The sequence below is a fragment of the Vibrio sp. EA2 genome, from assembly GCF_033042495.1.
Taxonomy (GTDB): domain Bacteria; phylum Pseudomonadota; class Gammaproteobacteria; order Enterobacterales; family Vibrionaceae; genus Vibrio.
The window spans coordinates 99,164-117,245 of the sequence record NZ_JAWLID010000006.1; the positions used below are offsets into that span (position 1 = coordinate 99,164).

15 protein-coding genes are annotated in these 18,082 nt (G+C 46.0%); 7 read left to right on the plus strand and 8 right to left on the minus strand.

The window, feature by feature from the left end:
• Positions 1-38: 38 nt before the first annotated feature.
• From RXX31_RS14415 to RXX31_RS14440, 6 genes are all read left to right on the plus strand, one after another.
• Positions 39-467 carry a DUF1499 domain-containing protein gene (locus RXX31_RS14415; RefSeq protein ID WP_317590216.1) on the plus strand — a complete coding sequence of 143 codons (429 nt, stop codon included), beginning with the start codon at positions 39-41 and terminating at the stop codon, positions 465-467.
• A gap of 63 nt (positions 468-530) precedes the next feature.
• Positions 531-1,226, plus strand: coding sequence for a 5'-methylthioadenosine/S-adenosylhomocysteine nucleosidase (gene mtnN / locus RXX31_RS14420; RefSeq protein WP_317590217.1), 696 nt, complete (start codon positions 531-533; stop codon positions 1,224-1,226).
• Positions 1,227-1,270: 44 nt separating this feature from the next.
• Entirely contained in the window at positions 1,271-2,224 is a 954-nt protein-coding gene (locus tag RXX31_RS14425) for a cobalamin biosynthesis family protein (protein WP_317590218.1), read from the plus strand.
• Positions 2,224-3,048 carry a vitamin B12 ABC transporter substrate-binding protein BtuF gene (gene btuF / locus RXX31_RS14430; protein WP_317590219.1) on the plus strand — a complete coding sequence of 275 codons (825 nt, stop codon included), beginning with the start codon at positions 2,224-2,226 and terminating at the stop codon, positions 3,046-3,048. The genes RXX31_RS14425 and btuF overlap by 1 nt, the downstream gene beginning before the upstream one ends.
• A gap of 69 nt (positions 3,049-3,117) precedes the next feature.
• Positions 3,118-3,738 carry a TRIC cation channel family protein gene (locus tag RXX31_RS14435; protein ID WP_317590221.1) on the plus strand — a complete coding sequence of 207 codons (621 nt, stop codon included), beginning with the start codon at positions 3,118-3,120 and terminating at the stop codon, positions 3,736-3,738.
• Positions 3,739-3,869: 131 nt separating this feature from the next.
• Complete coding sequence (locus tag RXX31_RS14440) at positions 3,870-4,739, plus strand: LysR family transcriptional regulator (protein ID WP_317590222.1); 870 nt, start codon at positions 3,870-3,872, stop codon at positions 4,737-4,739.
• Here the strand turns inward: RXX31_RS14440 and RXX31_RS14445 are convergent.
• From RXX31_RS14445 to secA, 6 genes are all read right to left on the minus strand, one after another.
• The gene (locus RXX31_RS14445) at positions 4,666-5,445 is read right to left on the minus strand and encodes a TSUP family transporter (protein WP_317590224.1); all 780 of its coding nucleotides are present in this window, start codon (positions 5,443-5,445) and stop codon (positions 4,666-4,668) included. The two genes, RXX31_RS14440 and RXX31_RS14445, sit on opposite strands and share 74 nt — an antisense overlap.
• A gap of 394 nt (positions 5,446-5,839) precedes the next feature.
• A complete protein-coding gene (gene carB, locus RXX31_RS14450; RefSeq protein WP_317590225.1) occupies positions 5,840-9,073 on the minus strand; it encodes a carbamoyl-phosphate synthase large subunit in 3,234 nt (1,077 codons plus the stop codon).
• A gap of 16 nt (positions 9,074-9,089) precedes the next feature.
• Positions 9,090-10,229 carry a glutamine-hydrolyzing carbamoyl-phosphate synthase small subunit gene (gene carA, locus RXX31_RS14455; protein ID WP_317590226.1) on the minus strand — a complete coding sequence of 380 codons (1,140 nt, stop codon included), beginning with the start codon at positions 10,227-10,229 and terminating at the stop codon, positions 9,090-9,092.
• Between the two features lie 482 nt (positions 10,230-10,711).
• Entirely contained in the window at positions 10,712-11,521 is an 810-nt protein-coding gene (gene dapB / locus RXX31_RS14460) for a 4-hydroxy-tetrahydrodipicolinate reductase (RefSeq protein WP_020335893.1), read from the minus strand.
• A 113-nt stretch (positions 11,522-11,634) separates the two neighbouring features.
• Positions 11,635-12,036 (minus strand): 8-oxo-dGTP diphosphatase MutT, encoded by a 402-nt coding sequence (gene mutT / locus RXX31_RS14465; RefSeq protein WP_317590229.1) that lies wholly within the window; start codon positions 12,034-12,036, stop codon positions 11,635-11,637.
• A 126-nt stretch (positions 12,037-12,162) separates the two neighbouring features.
• Positions 12,163-14,889, minus strand: a complete 2,727-nt coding sequence (gene secA / locus RXX31_RS14470) for a preprotein translocase subunit SecA (protein WP_317590230.1) — start codon at positions 14,887-14,889, stop codon at positions 12,163-12,165.
• A gap of 401 nt (positions 14,890-15,290) precedes the next feature.
• Here secA and RXX31_RS14475 point away from each other — a divergent pair, with 401 nt between their 5' ends.
• Positions 15,291-15,746 carry a DUF721 domain-containing protein gene (locus tag RXX31_RS14475; protein WP_317590232.1) on the plus strand — a complete coding sequence of 152 codons (456 nt, stop codon included), beginning with the start codon at positions 15,291-15,293 and terminating at the stop codon, positions 15,744-15,746.
• A gap of 70 nt (positions 15,747-15,816) precedes the next feature.
• On the opposite strand, the gene lpxC is transcribed toward RXX31_RS14475, so the two are convergent.
• Together lpxC and ftsZ are read right to left on the minus strand one after the other, a co-directional pair.
• The gene (gene lpxC / locus RXX31_RS14480) at positions 15,817-16,734 is read right to left on the minus strand and encodes a UDP-3-O-acyl-N-acetylglucosamine deacetylase (RefSeq protein ID WP_317590233.1); all 918 of its coding nucleotides are present in this window, start codon (positions 16,732-16,734) and stop codon (positions 15,817-15,819) included.
• Between the two features lie 101 nt (positions 16,735-16,835).
• Entirely contained in the window at positions 16,836-18,074 is a 1,239-nt protein-coding gene (gene ftsZ, locus RXX31_RS14485; RefSeq protein WP_317590234.1) for a cell division protein FtsZ, read from the minus strand.
• Positions 18,075-18,082 lie beyond the last annotated feature (8 nt).

Sequence of the window (18,082 nt, forward strand, 5' to 3'; positions counted from 1 at the left end):
CCAATCGTAGTAAATTCCTACCACAAGGAATCCATTCCATGAAAACATTTGCTCTCCTTTCTATCGTTCTTTTCAGCTTAACCGCGTGCAGCCAAGGAGTACCAACCATGACCGATCGCTCTCAAACACCATGTGGTAACAAGCCAAACTGTGTTTCCACCCAAGATTCTCGTGACGAGCACTACCTTGAGCCATTTGTCCTGACCGACGCTGCTACTTTAGATGCCATCGAACAAGCGGCACTTAAGTTACCAGGGGCAAAAACGGCGGTAAAAGAAGGTGATTACCTGCGTATTGAATGTACGTCGAAAATCATGCGCTTTGTTGATGATCTCGAGCTAAAAATCAGTGACGATAAGCTCATTGTTCGCTCTGAATCGCGTATTGGATACTCTGATTTCGGCGTCAACCGAAAGCGAGCGAATCAATTGCGCGCAGAACTCTCTGACGCAGGACTCATCAAATAGAAAACTGGCGATGGGGAGTGTTATACTCTCGGCCGAATACATATTTTATCCAAAGAGAGTGTTATGAAAGTCGGTATCATCGGTGCGATGGAACAAGAAGTGACCATCCTGAAAGAAGCAATGACAAACTGCCAGACGGTTAACAAAGCTGGCTGTACGTATTTCTCTGGTCAAATTAACGGTGTAGATGTGGTACTTCTGCAGTCAGGTATCGGTAAAGTTGCCGCCGCTGTAGGTACCACTATCTTACTTGATGAATACCAACCTGACGTTGTGATCAACACAGGCTCGGCTGGTGGTTTCGATTCAAGCCTGAACCTAGGCGACGTAGTTATCTCAACGGAAGTGCGTCACCACGATGCAGATGTAACGGCATTCGGTTACGAAATGGGGCAAATGGCTGGCCAACCAGCGGCATTTAAAGCCGATGAAAAGCTCATGGAGCTTGCAGAAAAAGCACTGGCACAAATGGAAAATAAACACGCGGTACGCGGTCTAATTTGTACGGGTGATGCGTTTGTTTGTACTGCAGAGCGTCAGGCATTTATTCGTCAATACTTCCCATCAGTGATTGCAGTAGAAATGGAAGCATCCGCCATTGCCCAAACTTGCCATCAGTTCAACACGCCATTTGTGGTTGTGCGCGCGATTTCAGACGTAGCAGACAAAGAATCACCAATGAGCTTTGAAGAGTTTTTACCGTTAGCGGCGAAGAGCTCTTCCGAAATGGTATTCAAAATGCTTGAGTTGGTAAAATAAAGCACGTGAAGCCAATCACGCAGGTTAAATAAATCGAACCTTTCATGGACGAAATTTTTCAGCAACTTTATACCAATGGCGCGCTCCTGGTAATGTGGAGCGCGCTGCTATTTCATTTAATACTGCCTATCCCTCATTCCGCTCATCCCTTAGCCTTATGGCGAAAAATAGCCGAGCAGCTGGCCATAAAGGTGAATCGACACCATAGCTATTCGCAAAGCATACTCGCAGGCAGCCTCTCCATTATCCTCATGCTCATGCCTTGTTTGGCATTACTGATCGCACTCAAACCTTTAGTCTGGAAAGCACCACTGTACGAGCTCGCCCTATTGTTGCTTGCGTTAGATTGGCGAAGCAGCGAGAGGTTGACCAAACAACTCGTCAACGCCATGTCTAAAGAGGACAAACCGCTTTGTCGTCAACGGCTACAACCGTACCTCAATCGTGATACCGAAAGCCTTTCGCTCGTAGGCATTGGAAAAGCGGGCGCAGAGACCATCATTATGGGGTACGGTAGAAATGTCATCTGTGTTTTGTTCTGGTATGCACTGACGGGTGGTATCGGCGCTTTCCTTTACCGACTCATCGCAGACCTTGCACGCACCTGGTCACCAAGCCGTAAACAGTATTCACCATTTGGCAAGCCCATCATTCAGCTTCTCGCCGCACTTGAAGTCATCCCATTGCGTTTGTTCGCTCTGTTTATCGCATCAGGCAAGAGCCTATCCACTGTTATTAGCGGGATAAAACAACAAGCCCAATCCTGGCCGTTACCCGGGCCTGCATGGTTGCTCTGTAGTATCGGACACAAGTTGCAGCTCTCTTTGGGTGGACCAGCCCTTTACCAAGGAACACGCGCCGAGAGAGCGAAATTAGGCGGACGCATTGCGCCTTCCGCCATACATCTGGCACAGATCCAAACCCTGCTGGTTTGGCGTATCTTTGCCTGGATTGTTATCCAAAGCCTTCTTCTAGGACTGATTTATCAAGGATTATGATGCATAAAATTGCCGTATCACTTTCACTGTTCTTTTCGTCTATTACCCTGGCGAACGAGCCAGCTCAACGCATAATAAGCTTAGCGCCACACGCGACAGAACTTGCCTATGCCGCAGGGCTGGGAGACAAACTGATCGCAGTAAGCGAGTCGAGTGATTACCCTGAGCAAGCGAACAAGCTGGAAAAAGTTTCTAATTACCAAGGAATTAAACTAGAACGTATCATTGCGCTTCGTCCGGACTTGGTCATTGCCTGGCCTTCAGGCAATCCAGCCAAAGAACTGGAAAAGCTCGCCCAGTTTGATGTACCTATCTATTACTCGACGACGGATTCACTGGAGGAGATAGCTGATAACATCGAGCAATTGAGTCACTACAGCGAAAACCCACAAGTAGGCCAACAAGCCGCCGAAGATTTTAGAGCCGGATTAAAGGCACTCAAAGACAAATACAATACTGAAGATAAAGTCCGCTATTTTTACCAGCTGAGTGAAAAGCCGATCATCACCGTCGCAGGAAAAAACTGGCCGAGCGAAGTGTTTAGCTTTTGTGGCGGCGAAAATATATTTGCCAATGCAGGATCCCCCTACCCTCAGGTCAGCATCGAGCAAGTCATCACTCGCCAACCGGATGTCATTTTTACTTCGCGTCATGCAATGAGTAGTGACGGGATGTGGTCTGAATGGAAGAATGAGGTGCCGGCTTTAAGAGATGGACATATTTGGTCATTGAATGCTGACTGGATCAACCGCCCGACACCTAGAACACTTAACGCCATCACAGAAGTGTGTGATCACTTTGAAAGCGTTCGCCAAAAAGGCTAACGTTTTTGTGGTAAATACCGTACAATTTGCGCCCATTTTTTATCACTCGTTGTAAAGGTACCAAGTAACATGGATTCCATGCTGCTTTATTTGATCGACTTATTCGGCACCGCTGTTTTCGCCATTTCTGGTGTATTACTGGCAGGCCGGTTAAAGATGGATCCATTCGGAGTTATTGTACTTGGTAGCGTTACTGCTATCGGCGGAGGAACAATCCGAGATATGGCACTGGGTGCCACACCTGTCTTTTGGGTCACTGACACGACTTATCTCTGGGTTATCTTTATCACCTGTCTATTAACTTTGTTGATCGTCCGTCGTCCCAAACGCCTTCCTTGGTGGGTTTTACCCGTTTGTGATGCCATTGGCCTTGCTGTATTCGTCGGTATCGGAGTAGAAAAAGCCCTGGCTTATAATGCTTCAGGCATGGTCGCTGTGATCATGGGCGTTATTACTGGCTGTGGTGGCGGCATCATACGTGATGTACTGGCGCGCGAGGTGCCGATGGTACTGAGAAGTGAAGTGTATGCGACAGCCTGTATTATTGGCGGGATATTTCATACCACCGCTGTCGCAATGGGCTATGACCATTCAACGGCGATGATCGCTGGAGTAAGCTCAACATTGATCATCCGTCTTGGGGCGATCCGCTGGCACTTGTCTTTGCCTACATTCGCCATCAATCGCTAGTTACCCCCTAGCCAAGAACACTTTTAAGAGCCGGTCCTGACATCGGCTCTTTTTATTTGTTCTATTATGCTCGCTTACTGTTCTACATTTGGTTAAATTGGACCTACTATTCCCTATTTTCATTAATTGGTATGTTATTAGAAGGCATTGAGACGTTACTAGTTCTAAGCAAAGAGAAGACCATGAGCCGTACGGGCAGTCAGCTCTATATTAGCCAGTCTGCCGTGAGTAAACGTATTGCCAACCTGGAAAAAAAACTAGGCAAAAAGCTGATTGAGCCGCATGGTCGACATATCAAACTGACCTCAGACGCGACTGCCCTTATCAGTATGATTGAGCCAACCTTCAACGAGTTGATAGGCCAAATCCACGATCAACAAGTGATCGAAGATACGTCGCTAATTAAGATCGACTGCTCCGAAACCTTGGTTGCTGGTTATCTGAGTTTGATCATGCAAGCGCGATTCTCAGAAGATCCCTATCTTCGTATCTCCACTAATCACACGCCGAGAATCATCGAAAACGTAAAATCAGGCAAAGCAACGCTTGGATTCTGCGCCGGCTATTTACCCCCTCATCACGGCCTAATGAGCTTTCACTTAGCCGACGAGCCCTTCTCAATAATCAGTAAATACCCACTGACCACGTTGCCAAAAGCAGTACTGACCAATGATTTAGATAACCCTGCTAACACTTACCAACAGGCGATTTTATCTAAACACAACATCGAGCCCCTGATGCAGATGGACTCTTATACCGCAGCCGCACAATTAGCTTTGGGTGGTATGGCCCCCGCTTTGATCCCCAAATCCATCGTCAATACACTTAATATCGACGCCAAATACTGTTTTGAATTCGAGGAACTCACTCATCTTATTCGGCCAATTAACATCTGCTTGCGCCACAACACCTCACGAAATCAACGGGTTAAAACATTGATAGAAGCCATTGCTGATGTTGTTGCCAAAGAAGTTTTATCGCCATCAACATCGACATCGTAATCACTAAAGGTCGAATCCATTTTTGCCCTTTCGTCACCACGACTTTCGCCCCTAGTTGAGCGCCAATAAAACCACCAACCGCCATAGTTAAGCCTATCTCCCATACTGGCAGCCCGGCTAATACAAAAAACAACAAAGCGGCAATATTAGAAGTGAAGTTAAGGATCTTAGTTCGCGCCGTTGCATCAACTAAAGAGAAGTGACCCAGAACAACAAAGCAAACCGTAAAGATAGAGCCTGTCCCTGGTCCAAAAAAGCCATCATAAAACCCTACGCCACCACCAATACAGAGCGCAAACATGGCCTCTGATAGCTTAGGGTCACCACCGGTCTTTTTCGTTGTTGGTGCCAGTAAAAAGTAGAGTGAAATTGCGATGAGCAAAACGGGAATTAAGCTGGTAAGAATGCCAGCATCAATAAATTGCACCGCCTCAGCACCGATTGCGGAGCCAATGAAAGTACATGAGATAGCAACACGCATTTCTTTTAGGCTGACGATGCCATTACGCACAAAATACCAGCTGGCGGAAAAGCTGCCGAATGAGCTTTGCAGTTTATTGGTTGCTAGCGCCTGAGTTGGGCTGAGCCCCGCAGCCAGTAATGCTGGAAGCGTCAACAAACCGCCGCCACCAGCCATGGCATCAATAAACCCTGCTGCTGATGCTACAAAAAACAGTGCAGCTAAAACCTCAAACGTAATTTCCACTTATGCTTCCTTGTCAATGAGATACCAAAAAGAAGGCAACGGTAGCATTAATCGAAGCAAGGACAAAAGGAAAGGCAAGATACCAACCTATTCCAGATTTTCATCAGTGTTGGTTTGGGAAATCTAATATCAACCTAAGTAAGCAAGTGGTCATGCTTAATTATAGAGAACCAGAAAACAGGCATCGAACACAAACACGCATCAACCCATCCATGGGGCTTCGATTTGCCATCCATGGCAAATAGAGTTTGTTTATCGACCCCAGTTCCCTGACCAGTTAATTTTCCGGATTGGTATCAGTTGGAAGAATCTAATACAAAAAAGCCCGCTCAACAGAGCGGGCAATGAGGTTGTCATATAAGCTCTGATTAACGAGCTTACTGATTTTTATCTATTACGCTTCTAGACTTGCTTTCACTTTAGCGTGTAGCTCTTGAACAGAAGTTACTGACGCTTTTGCATCTGCAGTGTGAGACATACACGTAGCGAACGCTGCATTCAGTGTCGTTGTGTAGTTCACTTTCTCTGCCAATGCGCCACGACGTAGAACTTTCGAATCTTCAATCGCTTGACGACCTGCAGCCGTGTTTACGATGTAGGTGTATTCGTTGTTCTTGATGCGGTCAAGAATGTGTGGACGACCTTCGTGTACTTTGTTTACCAGACGTGGGTTGATACCCGCTTCGCCTAGAATCACTGCAGTACCGTGTGTTGCATCCAACTGGTAACCTAGTTTCACTAGCTTAGACGCCAGGTCAACAACACGCTCTTTATCGCCTTCACGTACTGACAGTAGCGCACGACCACCTTCTGGGTAAACCGCACCACAACCTAGCTCTGCTTTCGCGTAAGCTTCTGCGAACGTTGCGCCAACACCCATGACTTCACCTGTTGAGCGCATTTCTGGACCCAATAGTGGGTCAACGCCAGGGAATTTGTTGAACGGCAGAACCACTTCTTTTACTGAGTAGTAAGGAGGAATAATCTCTTTAGTAAAGCCTTGTGACTCCAGAGATTGACCCGCCATTACACGTGCTGCGATTTTCGCTAAAGGTGCACCTGTCGCTTTCGATACGAATGGTACCGTACGAGCAGCACGAGGGTTAACTTCGATTAGGTAAACGTCGTTGTCTTTCACAGCAAACTGCGTGTTCATCAGACCGCGTACACCTAGTTCGAATGCCAACTTCTCTACTTGCTCACGCATCTTATCCTGGATTTCCTGGCTTAGCGTGTAAGCAGGAAGTGAACATGCTGAGTCACCAGAGTGAACACCGGCTTGTTCGATGTGCTCCATAATACCGCCGATAACTACGCGTTCGCCGTCACAGATAGCGTCGATGTCAACTTCCGTTGCGTCATCTAAGAAACGGTCTAGTAGAACCGGAGACTCGTTCGATACACTTACCGCTTCGTTGAAGTAGCGACGTAGATCTTGCTCGTCGTATACGATTTCCATCGCACGACCACCAAGTACGTAAGATGGGCGAACAACCAATGGGAAGCCAATTTCTTTTGATTTCTCAACCGCTTGCTCCATCGTCGTTACTGTCGCGTTTTCTGGCTGAAGTAGACCTAGACGGTCAACGGCTGCCTGGAAGCGTTCACGGTCTTCCGCACGGTCGATAGCATCTGGGCTAGTACCAATGATTGGCACACCAGCCGCTTCAAGAGCGCGAGCCAGTTTAAGTGGTGTTTGACCACCGTACTGAACAATTACACCTTTTGGTTTTTCAACGCGAGCGATAGACAGTACATCTTCCAGTGTGACTGGTTCGAAGTACAGACGGTCAGACGTATCGTAGTCAGTCGATACCGTTTCTGGGTTACAGTTAACCATAATGGTTTCGTAACCGTCTTCACGTAGTGCTAGTGATGCGTGTACACAGCAGTAGTCGAATTCGATGCCTTGGCCGATACGGTTTGGACCGCCGCCAAGAACCATGATTTTGTCTTTGTCTGTTGGGTTTGCTTCACACTCTTCATCGTAAGATGAGTACATGTAAGCCGTGTCAGAAGAGAATTCTGCCGCACAGGTATCCACACGTTTGTAAACCGGGTGAATATCGAATTGCTCACGAGCACGACGAATTTCGCTTTCTGCAACACCAAGTAGTTTAGACAAACGAGCATCAGAGAAGCCTTTGCGCTTCAATTGACGAAGCACATCTTTGGTCAAGCCTGCGTAACCACCCGCTTTCACTTCTTCTTCTAGTTTCACGAGTTCTTCAATTTGAACCAGGAACCAGCGATCGATTTGCGTTAGGTTAAACACACCGTCAACTGACATGCCTGCACGGAATGCGTCTGCGATGTACCAGATGCGCTCAGCGCCTGTTTCTTTCAGCTCGTGACGAATCTTAGTCAATGCATCTGGCGCTTCCAGGTCAACCATCTCGTCAAAGCCAGTCGCGCCAACTTCTAGGCCACGTAGTGCTTTGTGCAGAGATTCTTGTTGGTTACGACCAATCGCCATCACCTCACCAACTGACTTCATCTGTGTAGTCAGACGGTCGTTAGCACCAGCAAATTTCTCGAAGTTAAAACGAGGAATCTTAGTCACTACGTAGTCGATAGTTGGTTCGAATGACGCTGGAGTTGCACCACCTGTGATGTCGTTTTGTAGTTCATCCAGAGTAAAGCCAACTGCCAGTTTCGCTGCAATCTTAGCGATTGGGAAACCTGTTGCTTTAGACGCGAGAGCAGAAGAACGAGATACACGTGGGTTCATCTCGATGATAACCATACGGCCATCTTTCGGGTTGATACCAAACTGTACGTTTGAACCACCTGTTTCAACACCGATTTCACGCAGAACCGCTAGCGATGCGTTACGCATTAGCTGGTATTCTTTGTCTGTCAGTGTTTGCGCTGGTGCTACTGTGATTGAGTCACCAGTGTGGATCCCCATTGGGTCAAAGTTTTCGATTGAACATACGATGATACAGTTGTCCGCTTTGTCACGAACCACTTCCATTTCGTACTCTTTCCAACCGATTAGAGATTCATCGATAAGCAGTTCGTTGGTCGGAGAAAGATCCAGACCACGACGACAGATTTCTTCGAACTCTTCTTTGTTGTACGCGATACCGCCACCAGTACCACCCATGGTAAAAGATGGACGGATGATACAAGGGAAGCCAACCATGTCTAAAACTTTGTAAGCTTCTTCCATGCTCTTCGCTGTATCTGCGCGAGGACACTCAAGGCCGATAGACTTCATCGCTTTATCAAAGCGAGAACGGTCTTCTGCTTTATCAATCGCGTCAGCCGTTGCACCAATCATTTCTACGCCGAACTCTTCAAGAACGCCGTGCTTCTCTAGATCAAGAGCACAGTTAAGCGCAGTCTGACCGCCCATTGTCGGTAGTACCGCATCTGGACGCTCTTTCTCAATGATGTTGCGTACTACTTCCCAGTGGATTGGCTCGATGTAAGTCGCATCTGCCATCTCTGGGTCAGTCATGATGGTTGCTGGGTTAGAGTTAACTAGGATAACTCGGTAGCCTTCTTCTCGAAGAGCTTTACACGCTTGTGCGCCAGAGTAGTCAAACTCACATGCCTGACCGATAACAATCGGACCAGCACCAAGAATTAGAATACTTTGAATGTCAGTACGTTTTGGCATTATCTACTACTCCGAATTAAGCGCTGTGTGTTTTGATTAGTTCGATAAAGTGGTCAAAAAGCGGTGCCGCGTCGTGTGGACCTGGGCTCGCTTCTGGGTGACCCTGGAAGCTAAATGCTGGCTTATCTGTGCGGTGGATACCCTGCAGAGAGCCATCAAATAGAGATACGTGAGTTGCACGTAAGTTTTCCGGTAGCGTTGCTTCATCCGCTGCAAAACCGTGGTTCTGAGAAGTAATCATGACAACGTTACGATCTAAATCTTTAACTGGGTGGTTCGCACCATGGTGACCAAACTTCATTTTCACCGTTTGTGCACCAGACGCTAGCGCCAGGATTTGGTGACCCAGACAGATACCAAAGATCGGTAGACCTTTTTCCAGGAACACTTTTGTTGCTTCAATCGCGTAAGTACATGGTTCTGGATCGCCAGGGCCGTTTGATAAGAAAACGCCATCTGGGTTAAGAGCCAGTACTTCTTCTGCTGAAGTTTCAGCAGGTACAACCGTTAAGCGGCATCCTCGGTCAACCAACATGCGTAGGATGTTTCGCTTCGCTCCGAAGTCGTATGCAACGACATGGTACGGTAACTCGCTGTCATCTTTCGCTTCTGGAAGTCCACCTTCAAGCGTCCACGAGCCTTGTTTCCATTGATACGCTTCTTTTGTTGTAACTTCTTTCGCAAGGTCCATTCCTTTTAAGCCAGGGAATTCTTTAGCTTTCGCTAATGCCAAAGCTTCATCTAAGTTGTCGCCAGCGACGATGCAACCATTCTGCGCACCTTTCTCACGCAAGATACGAGTCAGCTTGCGCGTATCTATGTCGGCGATGCCAACAATATTTTGTGATTTAAGGTAGTCAGAAAGGGATTGCTCATTACGGAAGTTAGAAGCGATAAGAGGAAGATCGCGAATCACAAGGCCTTGTGCATGGATTGAAGAGGATTCTTCATCTTCGGAAGTGGTTCCGGTATTGCCAATGTGAGGATAAGTAAGAGTAACGATTTGCTGAGAATAGGAAGGATCAGTGAGGATTTCTTGATACCCCGTCATAGAGGTATTGAAAACGACTTCACCGACGGATACGCCATCTGCCCCAATGGACACTCCGCGGAACACTGTCCCATCTTCTAGGACTAACAGTGCTAATTTACCCAAGACAACCTCCAGAATAAAAATGCAAAAAAAATAAATCAAACTGCAATCAATGCCTTCCTTTACCTATAAAATCGACATAAATAGGTATTTCAGACAAATTGGCGGTATTCTAAAGACGGACTGGAAACCTGTCAATAAACAATTAAAAATAAATGATGATTTTCTAGCGAGTAAGGGCGTTTGGACAGAATAACCCCCAAAATAACAAGTTTTAGTTACCTTAAGATGAGAAGGGGTGACTTTTTTGTGAATTTTACAAATTTGAACTTTCTACAGATCACAAAATTAGATGAGATTTTTACGCAAACGTTAACCAATCAAAAATAACTATATTTTTTAAGCCATATAGACAGCATAGACAACAAAAGCGCCAAAAAGACAACTTAAGTGAAATCAAAACCCCACTAACATTGAATCATTTATTTTACATCTATACCTAGTAGTATAAAAAAGCCGGCTAACGCCGGCGAATAATTATGTAACTACAGTTCATTCAAACCCAGTACATCAGTCATAGTATAAAAGCCTGCTGGTTTAGCGCTTAACCAAACCGCTGCCTTCACGGCACCATTTGCAAAGGTCATGCGATCCGTTGCTTTGTGTGTGATTTCAACTCGCTCACCAATATCGGCAAACATCGCGGTGTGTTCACCAACAATATCGCCAGCGCGGATGGTGGCAAATCCAATCTCGTCTTTAGTACGCTCACCGGTAATGCCTTCACGAGCATAAACCGCTACATCATTAAGATTGTTGCCCATTGCACCTGCAATCGCTTCTCCCATACCAATTGCTGTACCTGATGGGGCATCCACTTTATGGCGATGGTGTGCTTCAACAATTTCGATATCGCAGTAATCACCCATGACTTTAGCTGCTTTTTCCAGCAGCTTGAATACTAGGTTCACACCAACAGAGTAGTTAGGAGCCATTACAACAGGAACTTGCTTCGCAGCTTCATCAATAAGCGCACGTTCTTCGTCACTGAAACCCGTGGTGCCAATCACCATGCTTTTACCATGCTGTTTGCATAGCTCAAGGTTAGCCAAAGTGCTGACTGGTGCCGTAAAGTCGATAATGACATCAAAGTTATCCACGTCTTTAGCAAGATCATCTGTCAACACAACATCAAACTTACCTTCACCACAAAGCTCACCAATATCGACACCAACAAGTGATGATTCCGGACGCTCAGATCCCGCCGTTACCGATGCTTCTTGATGATGGTGTGAAGCTTTGACCAAGTTGCGACCCATGCGGCCAGCTGCTCCTGCGATTGCAATACGAACCATTGCGTTTATCTCCTTCTCTGGAATACGAGATCTATTCTCGTTTTCTCACATTTCGCTCAATGTTTTTAAACTAACAACATACCTTGCGAACCACAAGATACTTACAGCGTAAACTATGAAGAAAACTCTTGTACGACACGTTCAAGAATTGGCACATTCGCTTCCGGAAATGCATATTCAGGCAAGCTCTTAATATCAACCCAGCGTCCTTCCTGGCCTTCTTTGCCGTACGGTTCATGTTCAAAAGCGATAACAGAGATAAAGTCAAACTTCAGGGATTTGTCTGGGTAGTCGTACTCAAGGTGCTCAAACAGAGACTGCTCTGTGACTTTTATCCCCACTTCTTCTTCTAACTCGCGAGTCATAGCTTGTTCAACAGACTCTTCGGGTTCTACTTTGCCGCCAGGAAATTCCCAGAATCCGCCTTTATGCTTATCGTCAGGGCGTTTAGTAATGAAGATCTGCGATTTATCTTGGTTGAAAATGATCGCCGCAACGATGTGAATTCTTTTCATGGAGAATACTTCCTAAAACTGAAATGCTCCCGACCCTACATGGAGACAACATGAGTCGGAGCAATAAAATTTACTTAAAAAAAGAGCCGCCTAAGCGACTCTCTATCAATAAGTGACTACGCAATATTAGTCAATTTTTCCGTGGCACTGTTTGTACTTTTTACCGCTGCCGCATGGACATGGCTCATTACGACCCACTTTACGTTCATCACGAACAACGGGTTGGTGTTCATCGTGTGCCTCTTCACCATCTGCAAACTGGTTTTCTGCCGCCGCATGTTGAGCTTGTGCACGGCGTGCCGCTTCTTCTGCTTGCGCACGACGTTGCTCTTCCATAAGTTCAACTTCTTCCTGCTGTTGAACACGTACGCGAGACAGTACCGTGATAACATCAGATTTCAGCGCGTCTAATAAACCTTCGAACAGTTCAAACGACTCACGCTTGTACTCTTGTTTCGGGTTCTTCTGTGCATAACCACGTAAGTGGATACCTTGACGCAGATGATCCATTGCCGCCAAGTGTTCTTTCCAAAGCGTATCCAGGGTCTGTAGCATCACTGATTTCTCGAAGTTACGCAGTACTTGTTCACCAACCACTTCTTCTTTCGCTTTGTAAACTTCAACCGCTAAAGCAATGATTTTTTCACGCAGTGCTTCTTCGTAAAGCTTGTCATCTTCTTCAAGCCATTGCTTGATTGGTGCATCCAGATCGAAGTCCGCTTTCAGACGTTCTTGCAGACCTTCCACATCCCACATATCTTCCAGAGATTGTGGCGGAATGTACTCATCGATGATCGCCGTCATTACGTCTTCACGGTTTTGCTCGATCATTTCGCTGATATCATCAACGCTCATTAGCTCGTCACGTAGCTCGTACACGACTTTACGCTGATCGTTGGCAACATCATCGTATTCAAGCAGCTGCTTACGAATATCAAAGTTACGGCCTTCCACTTTACGCTGCGCTTTTTCAATCGAACGAGACAGCATTTTAGATTCGATCGCTTCGCCTTCTTCCATACCACTTTGGATCAGGCTTGCCATACGGTCAGAGGTAAAGATACGTAGTAGTGAATCTTCCATTGAGAGGTAGAAACGTGAAGAACCCGCATCACCCTGACGACCAGAACGACCACGTAACTGGTTATCGATACGACGAGATTCGTGGCGCTCTGTACCGATGATGTGCAGACCACCCGCTTCCAGTACTTGATCGTGGACCACTTTCCAATCCGCTTTAATCGCATCGATTTGTTCTTTCGTCGGATTTTCCAGCATTTCAACTTTGGATTGCCAGTTACCACCAAGCACAATGTCAGTACCACGACCCGCCATGTTAGTTGCGATAGTCACCGCACCTGGCATACCCGCTTCGGCTACGATTTCGGCTTCTTTCTCGTGGAATTTAGCGTTCAGTACGTTGTGCTTAATCTTGGCTTTCTTAAGTGCATTAGACAGCAGCTCTGATTTTTCAATCGATACGGTACCAACCAATGATGGCTGACCGTTTGCTACGCGCTCTTTGATATCTTCAATGATTGCGGCAAACTTCTCAGGCTCGGTACGGTACACCACATCTGGCATATCGTTACGAATCATTGGTTTGTTGGTTGGAATAACAACCGTTTCCAAACCATAGATTGACTGGAACTCAAACGCTTCTGTATCTGCTGTACCTGTCATACCTGACAGCTTCTCGTATAAACGGAAGTAGTTCTGGAATGTGATGGATGCCAGCGTCTGGTTTTCGTTCTGAATCTTAACGCCTTCTTTCGCTTCTACTGCTTGGTGAAGACCTTCAGACCAACGACGGCCAGGCATGGTACGACCCGTGTGCTCATCTACGATAACCACTTCACCTTCTTCCGTAACGATGTAATCAACGTTACGTTCAAACAGTACATGCGCTCGTAGTGCTGCGTTCACGTGGTGAAGTAGGCTGATATTGGTTGGAGAGTAAAGCGTGTCACCCTCTTCCATTAAGCCGTTCTTAACCATCAGTTCTTCAACAAATTCTTGACCGGTTTCAGTCAGGTACACTTGTTTCGATTTTTCATCTAACGTGTAGTGACCATCACCACGGTATTCTTCTGAATCTTCTTGATCTTGCTTTTTAAGATTAGGAATCAACAGGTTGATTCGAGTGTATAGCTCAGAGCTATCTTCAGCAGGGCCAGAGATGATAAGAGGAGTACGAGCTTCATCGATAAGGATTGAGTCAACCTCATCGACTACGGCAAAGAAGCGCTCGCGCTGTACGCGGTCTTCATTGCGGAAAGCCATGTTGTCACGAAGGTAATCAAAGCCAAACTCGTTGTTGGTTCCGTAAAGGATATCAGCTTGATACGCTTCTTTTTTCTCTTGAGGTGGCATGTTTGGCACATTGATGCCAACGCTCATACCTAAGAATTCAAATAATGGACGGTTTGTTTCTGCGTCACGTTTAGCCAAGTAATCGTTCACGGTGACTACATGAACACCTTTACCTGCTAATGCGTTGAGGTAAGCGGGAAGCGTTGCCGTTAATGTTTTACCTTCACCGGTACGCATTTCTGCAATTTGACCTGCATTCAGGACCATACCACCAATCAGCTGTACATCGAAGTGACGCATGCCGTAAACACGCTTAGACGCTTCACGTACGGTTGCAAATGCTTCTGGAAGGAGTTGATCAAGAGTTTCACCTTTGTCCAGACGCTCGCGGAATTCAACAGTCTTTGCTTTTAGTTCTTCATCAGATAGAGCTTCAAATGTCGGCTCATAATTATTAATTTCTTTTACAATTTTTCTAAGGCGGCGCAGTGTTCGATCGTTGCGACTGCCAATAACTTTTGTCAGTAGCTTAGTTATCATTTTTCGTGAATCTCTCTTTCATCAGACCGTTGCCGATCTACTTGTAATGCCTTCAGTCTCTGCCAGTTTGGTACTAAGAATACTGATATAAATCATTTAACAAATGATATTGAGTCCAAACATCCATATTTCAAGGCTAAATTTCGAAACATAGTCGCCTAGTGTAAGGATTTTTAATCGATACAACCATAAATAGACCTATTTGTTTGAAGCACTCTGTAAATTTTATTGAAAGTGGTGATAGATTAGACAAAGATTCCACTGAAAAGCCCTAAATCTATCATTTTTGCTTTTATTTTGCCGTTTCCAAACTGATTGCAGTAAAGGCGCTAATGTAAACTATACCTAGGTAGAAAGCTGCTCTAGAATAGCTTATATATTAACAAAATTAGATTTTACCTATGCGTGATCATCGACCAACCTCAACTGAGGATGTTATTGCTGAATCTCAGTTTAAGCAGATTCAAGAGCATGCTGGAGAAATCTTGCAGCTCAATCAAGCCTTACAGGAAATCCTACCCAAAGGAACAGCGGATCATTGTCGGGTAGCCAATATTCGTAACGGCCATCTGTTGATCGATGTATCGAGCGCTGCGATTAAAATGAAGATCGACTATGATCGCCTAATGATCCTTAATAAACTTAGAACTCAAGGTTATGCGAAGTTGATCAGCATGGACGTCAGAATTAATCCATCCCTTTACCGCAATCGATACGAGCAAGATGAGAGACCTAAGCGACCGCCATTAACCGAATCTGCGGCCAAATCATTAATGATCATCGCCGATATGGCACCGCCTAAAATTCAGGAACGCCTGAAAAGACTGGCTGACATGGCAGAAAAATCGCAAAAATAGCCGTTCTCAAGCAAATTTTGGATAGAAAAAAACCAGGTCGAGACCTGGTTTTTAATATTCTGTCTAAGCGTTATGCTAGTACCATATTTGGCTCAGCAAATGCGACTGGCGAGCCGACTTCTTCTTCAAATGTTGTCCATTCCCATGCTTCCTGATCAGCCAGAACAGCACGTAGAAGCTGGTTATTTAAACCATGACCCGATTTGAATGCGCGGAACTCACCAATAATTGGGTGGCCACACATGTAAAGGTCACCGATAGCATCCAACACTTTATGAGTCACAAACTCATTGTCAAAACGCAGACCTTCTTCATTAAGAATGCGGTAATCATCCAGTACGATAGCGTTATCAAAGCTACCACCCAGAACTAGGTTCTGAGACTGTAGATATTCGATATCACGCATAAAACCAAACGTACGTGCACGAGAGATCTCGCGAACAAACCCTTTCGATGAGAAGTCAAACAGCAAGCGCTGCTCGTCTGATTCAATGGCAGGGTGATTAAAGTCAATTTCAAAGTCCATACGGAAACCGTTAAATGGTACAAACTCTGCCCATTTATCGCCATCTTCGAAACGAACTGGTTTTTTAATACGGATAAAACGCTTAGGTACATTTTGCATCTCGATACCCGCTTGCTGAAGCAGGTATACGAATGGGCTTGCGCTACCATCCATGATCGGAATTTCGGGTGCGTCTACTTCGATAACAATGTTATCGATGCCCATGCCAGCAAGTGCAGCATTCAAGTGCTCAACCGTTGAGATACGCACGCCTTCGTCATTCACTAATGCTGTACAAAGCATCGTGTCACGAACAGACGCTGGATCAGCTGGGAAATCTACAGGTGGATTTACATCAGTACGACGGTAAATAATACCTGTATTTGCAGCAGCCGGGCGCAGAGTAAGCGTGACTTTACGACCAGAGTGGAGACCCACACCAGTTGTTTTCACTATTTCTTTCAGAGTACGTTGTCTGATCATCTGCTTGCCTCTTTAAAATGTGCTACATAACACGGTCGTCTGTAACGTCGACCGTGAATGCTACCATAATTTTGAACTATGTCAAATTTATGGGTTAAAGATTAATCAGCTTGGCGACGCAAAAATGCCGGAATATCTAAATAACCGCTCTCTTTCTCTTGCTTTGGTGCCGCAGAGCTTTGGCTCGACGATGCAGTAGAAGAAGATGCGGTATTTGCTGGCTGAGGAGTTACCTGTGGCTTCTCTTGAACCTGAGGTTGCAAAGTTTGCGCTGCTGGTTTCTCTTCGGCTTGTGTTGCCGCCGCTTGCTGTTGTGGTTGAGCTTGTGGCGTTGCCGCTACATTCGCTTTACCACCCGCAACTAGCGTGATATCTGGTTTTTTCTCGTTACCAATACCGGTTGCCACAACCGTTACACGGATCTCGTCCGTCATGTCTGGGTCTAGAGAGGTACCGATAACCACGGTTGCATTATCAGAAGCAAATGCTTTAACTGTGTTACCCACCGTCTCAAACTCGTCAAGACGCATATCCAAGCCTGCTGTAATGTTAACAAGAACACCACGTGCGCCCGCCAGGTCGATGTCTTCCAGAAGTGGGCTAGAAATTGCCATTTCAGCCGCTTCTTCAGCACGGTCTTCACCTTTGGCGATACCGCTACCCATCATTGCGTGACCCATTTCAGACATAACAGTACGTACGTCCGCAAAGTCGACGTTGATCATGCCAGGACGAGTAATAAGCTCTGCAATACCTTGAACCGCATTTTTAAGTACGTCATTCGCACTTGCAAACGCTTCTAGCAACGTCACACCACGACCAAGAACTTTAAGTAGCTTTTCGTTTGGAATCGTAATCAGTGAGTCAACGTGTTTTGAAAGCTCATCGATACCTTGTTCTGCAAACGCTAAACGCTTTTTACCTTCAAAGCTGAATGGTTTAGTCACCACTGCAACCGTCAAAATGCCAAGCTCTTTTGCTACTTCAGCGATAACAGGTGCTGCACCAGTACCTGTACCACCACCCATACCGGCTGCGATAAACACCATATCGGCACCCGTTATGGAATCTTTAATTCTGTCTCTATCTTCTAGAGCTGCCTCACGGCCGACCTGTGGATTCGCACCTGCACCCAGACCTTTAGTGATATCACCACCAATCTGAATAACATTGCCAACGCTTGTCTTACGAAGTGCTTGCGCATCAGTGTTAACGCTGATGAATTCCACACCTTCGATGGATTCACGCACCATGTGTTCAACAGCGTTACCACCGCCGCCACCAACTCCAACGACCTTGATTACTGCATCGTCAGACATTTCCATCATCGGTTCAAACATGTGTTGTC

Coding starts and splice junctions, on each gene's coding strand:
- RXX31_RS14415 (WP_317590216.1), top strand. CDS start 39: ATGAAAACATTTGCTCTCCTTTCTATCGTTCTTTTCAGCTTAACCGCG.
- mtnN (WP_317590217.1), top strand. CDS start 531: ATGAAAGTCGGTATCATCGGTGCGATGGAACAAGAAGTGACCATCCTG.
- RXX31_RS14425 (WP_317590218.1), top strand. CDS start 1,271: ATGGACGAAATTTTTCAGCAACTTTATACCAATGGCGCGCTCCTGGTA.
- btuF (WP_317590219.1), top strand. CDS start 2,224: ATGCATAAAATTGCCGTATCACTTTCACTGTTCTTTTCGTCTATTACC.
- RXX31_RS14435 (WP_317590221.1), top strand. CDS start 3,118: ATGGATTCCATGCTGCTTTATTTGATCGACTTATTCGGCACCGCTGTT.
- RXX31_RS14440 (WP_317590222.1), top strand. CDS start 3,870: ATGTTATTAGAAGGCATTGAGACGTTACTAGTTCTAAGCAAAGAGAAG.
- carB (WP_317590225.1), bottom strand. CDS start 9,073: ATGCCAAAACGTACTGACATTCAAAGTATTCTAATTCTTGGTGCTGGT.
- dapB (WP_020335893.1), bottom strand. CDS start 11,521: ATGGTTCGTATTGCAATCGCAGGAGCAGCTGGCCGCATGGGTCGCAAC.
- mutT (WP_317590229.1), bottom strand. CDS start 12,036: ATGAAAAGAATTCACATCGTTGCGGCGATCATTTTCAACCAAGATAAA.
- secA (WP_317590230.1), bottom strand. CDS start 14,889: ATGATAACTAAGCTACTGACAAAAGTTATTGGCAGTCGCAACGATCGA.
- RXX31_RS14475 (WP_317590232.1), top strand. CDS start 15,291: ATGCGTGATCATCGACCAACCTCAACTGAGGATGTTATTGCTGAATCT.
- lpxC (WP_317590233.1), bottom strand. CDS start 16,734: ATGATCAGACAACGTACTCTGAAAGAAATAGTGAAAACAACTGGTGTG.
- ftsZ (WP_317590234.1), bottom strand. CDS start 18,074: ATGTTTGAACCGATGATGGAAATGTCTGACGATGCAGTAATCAAGGTC.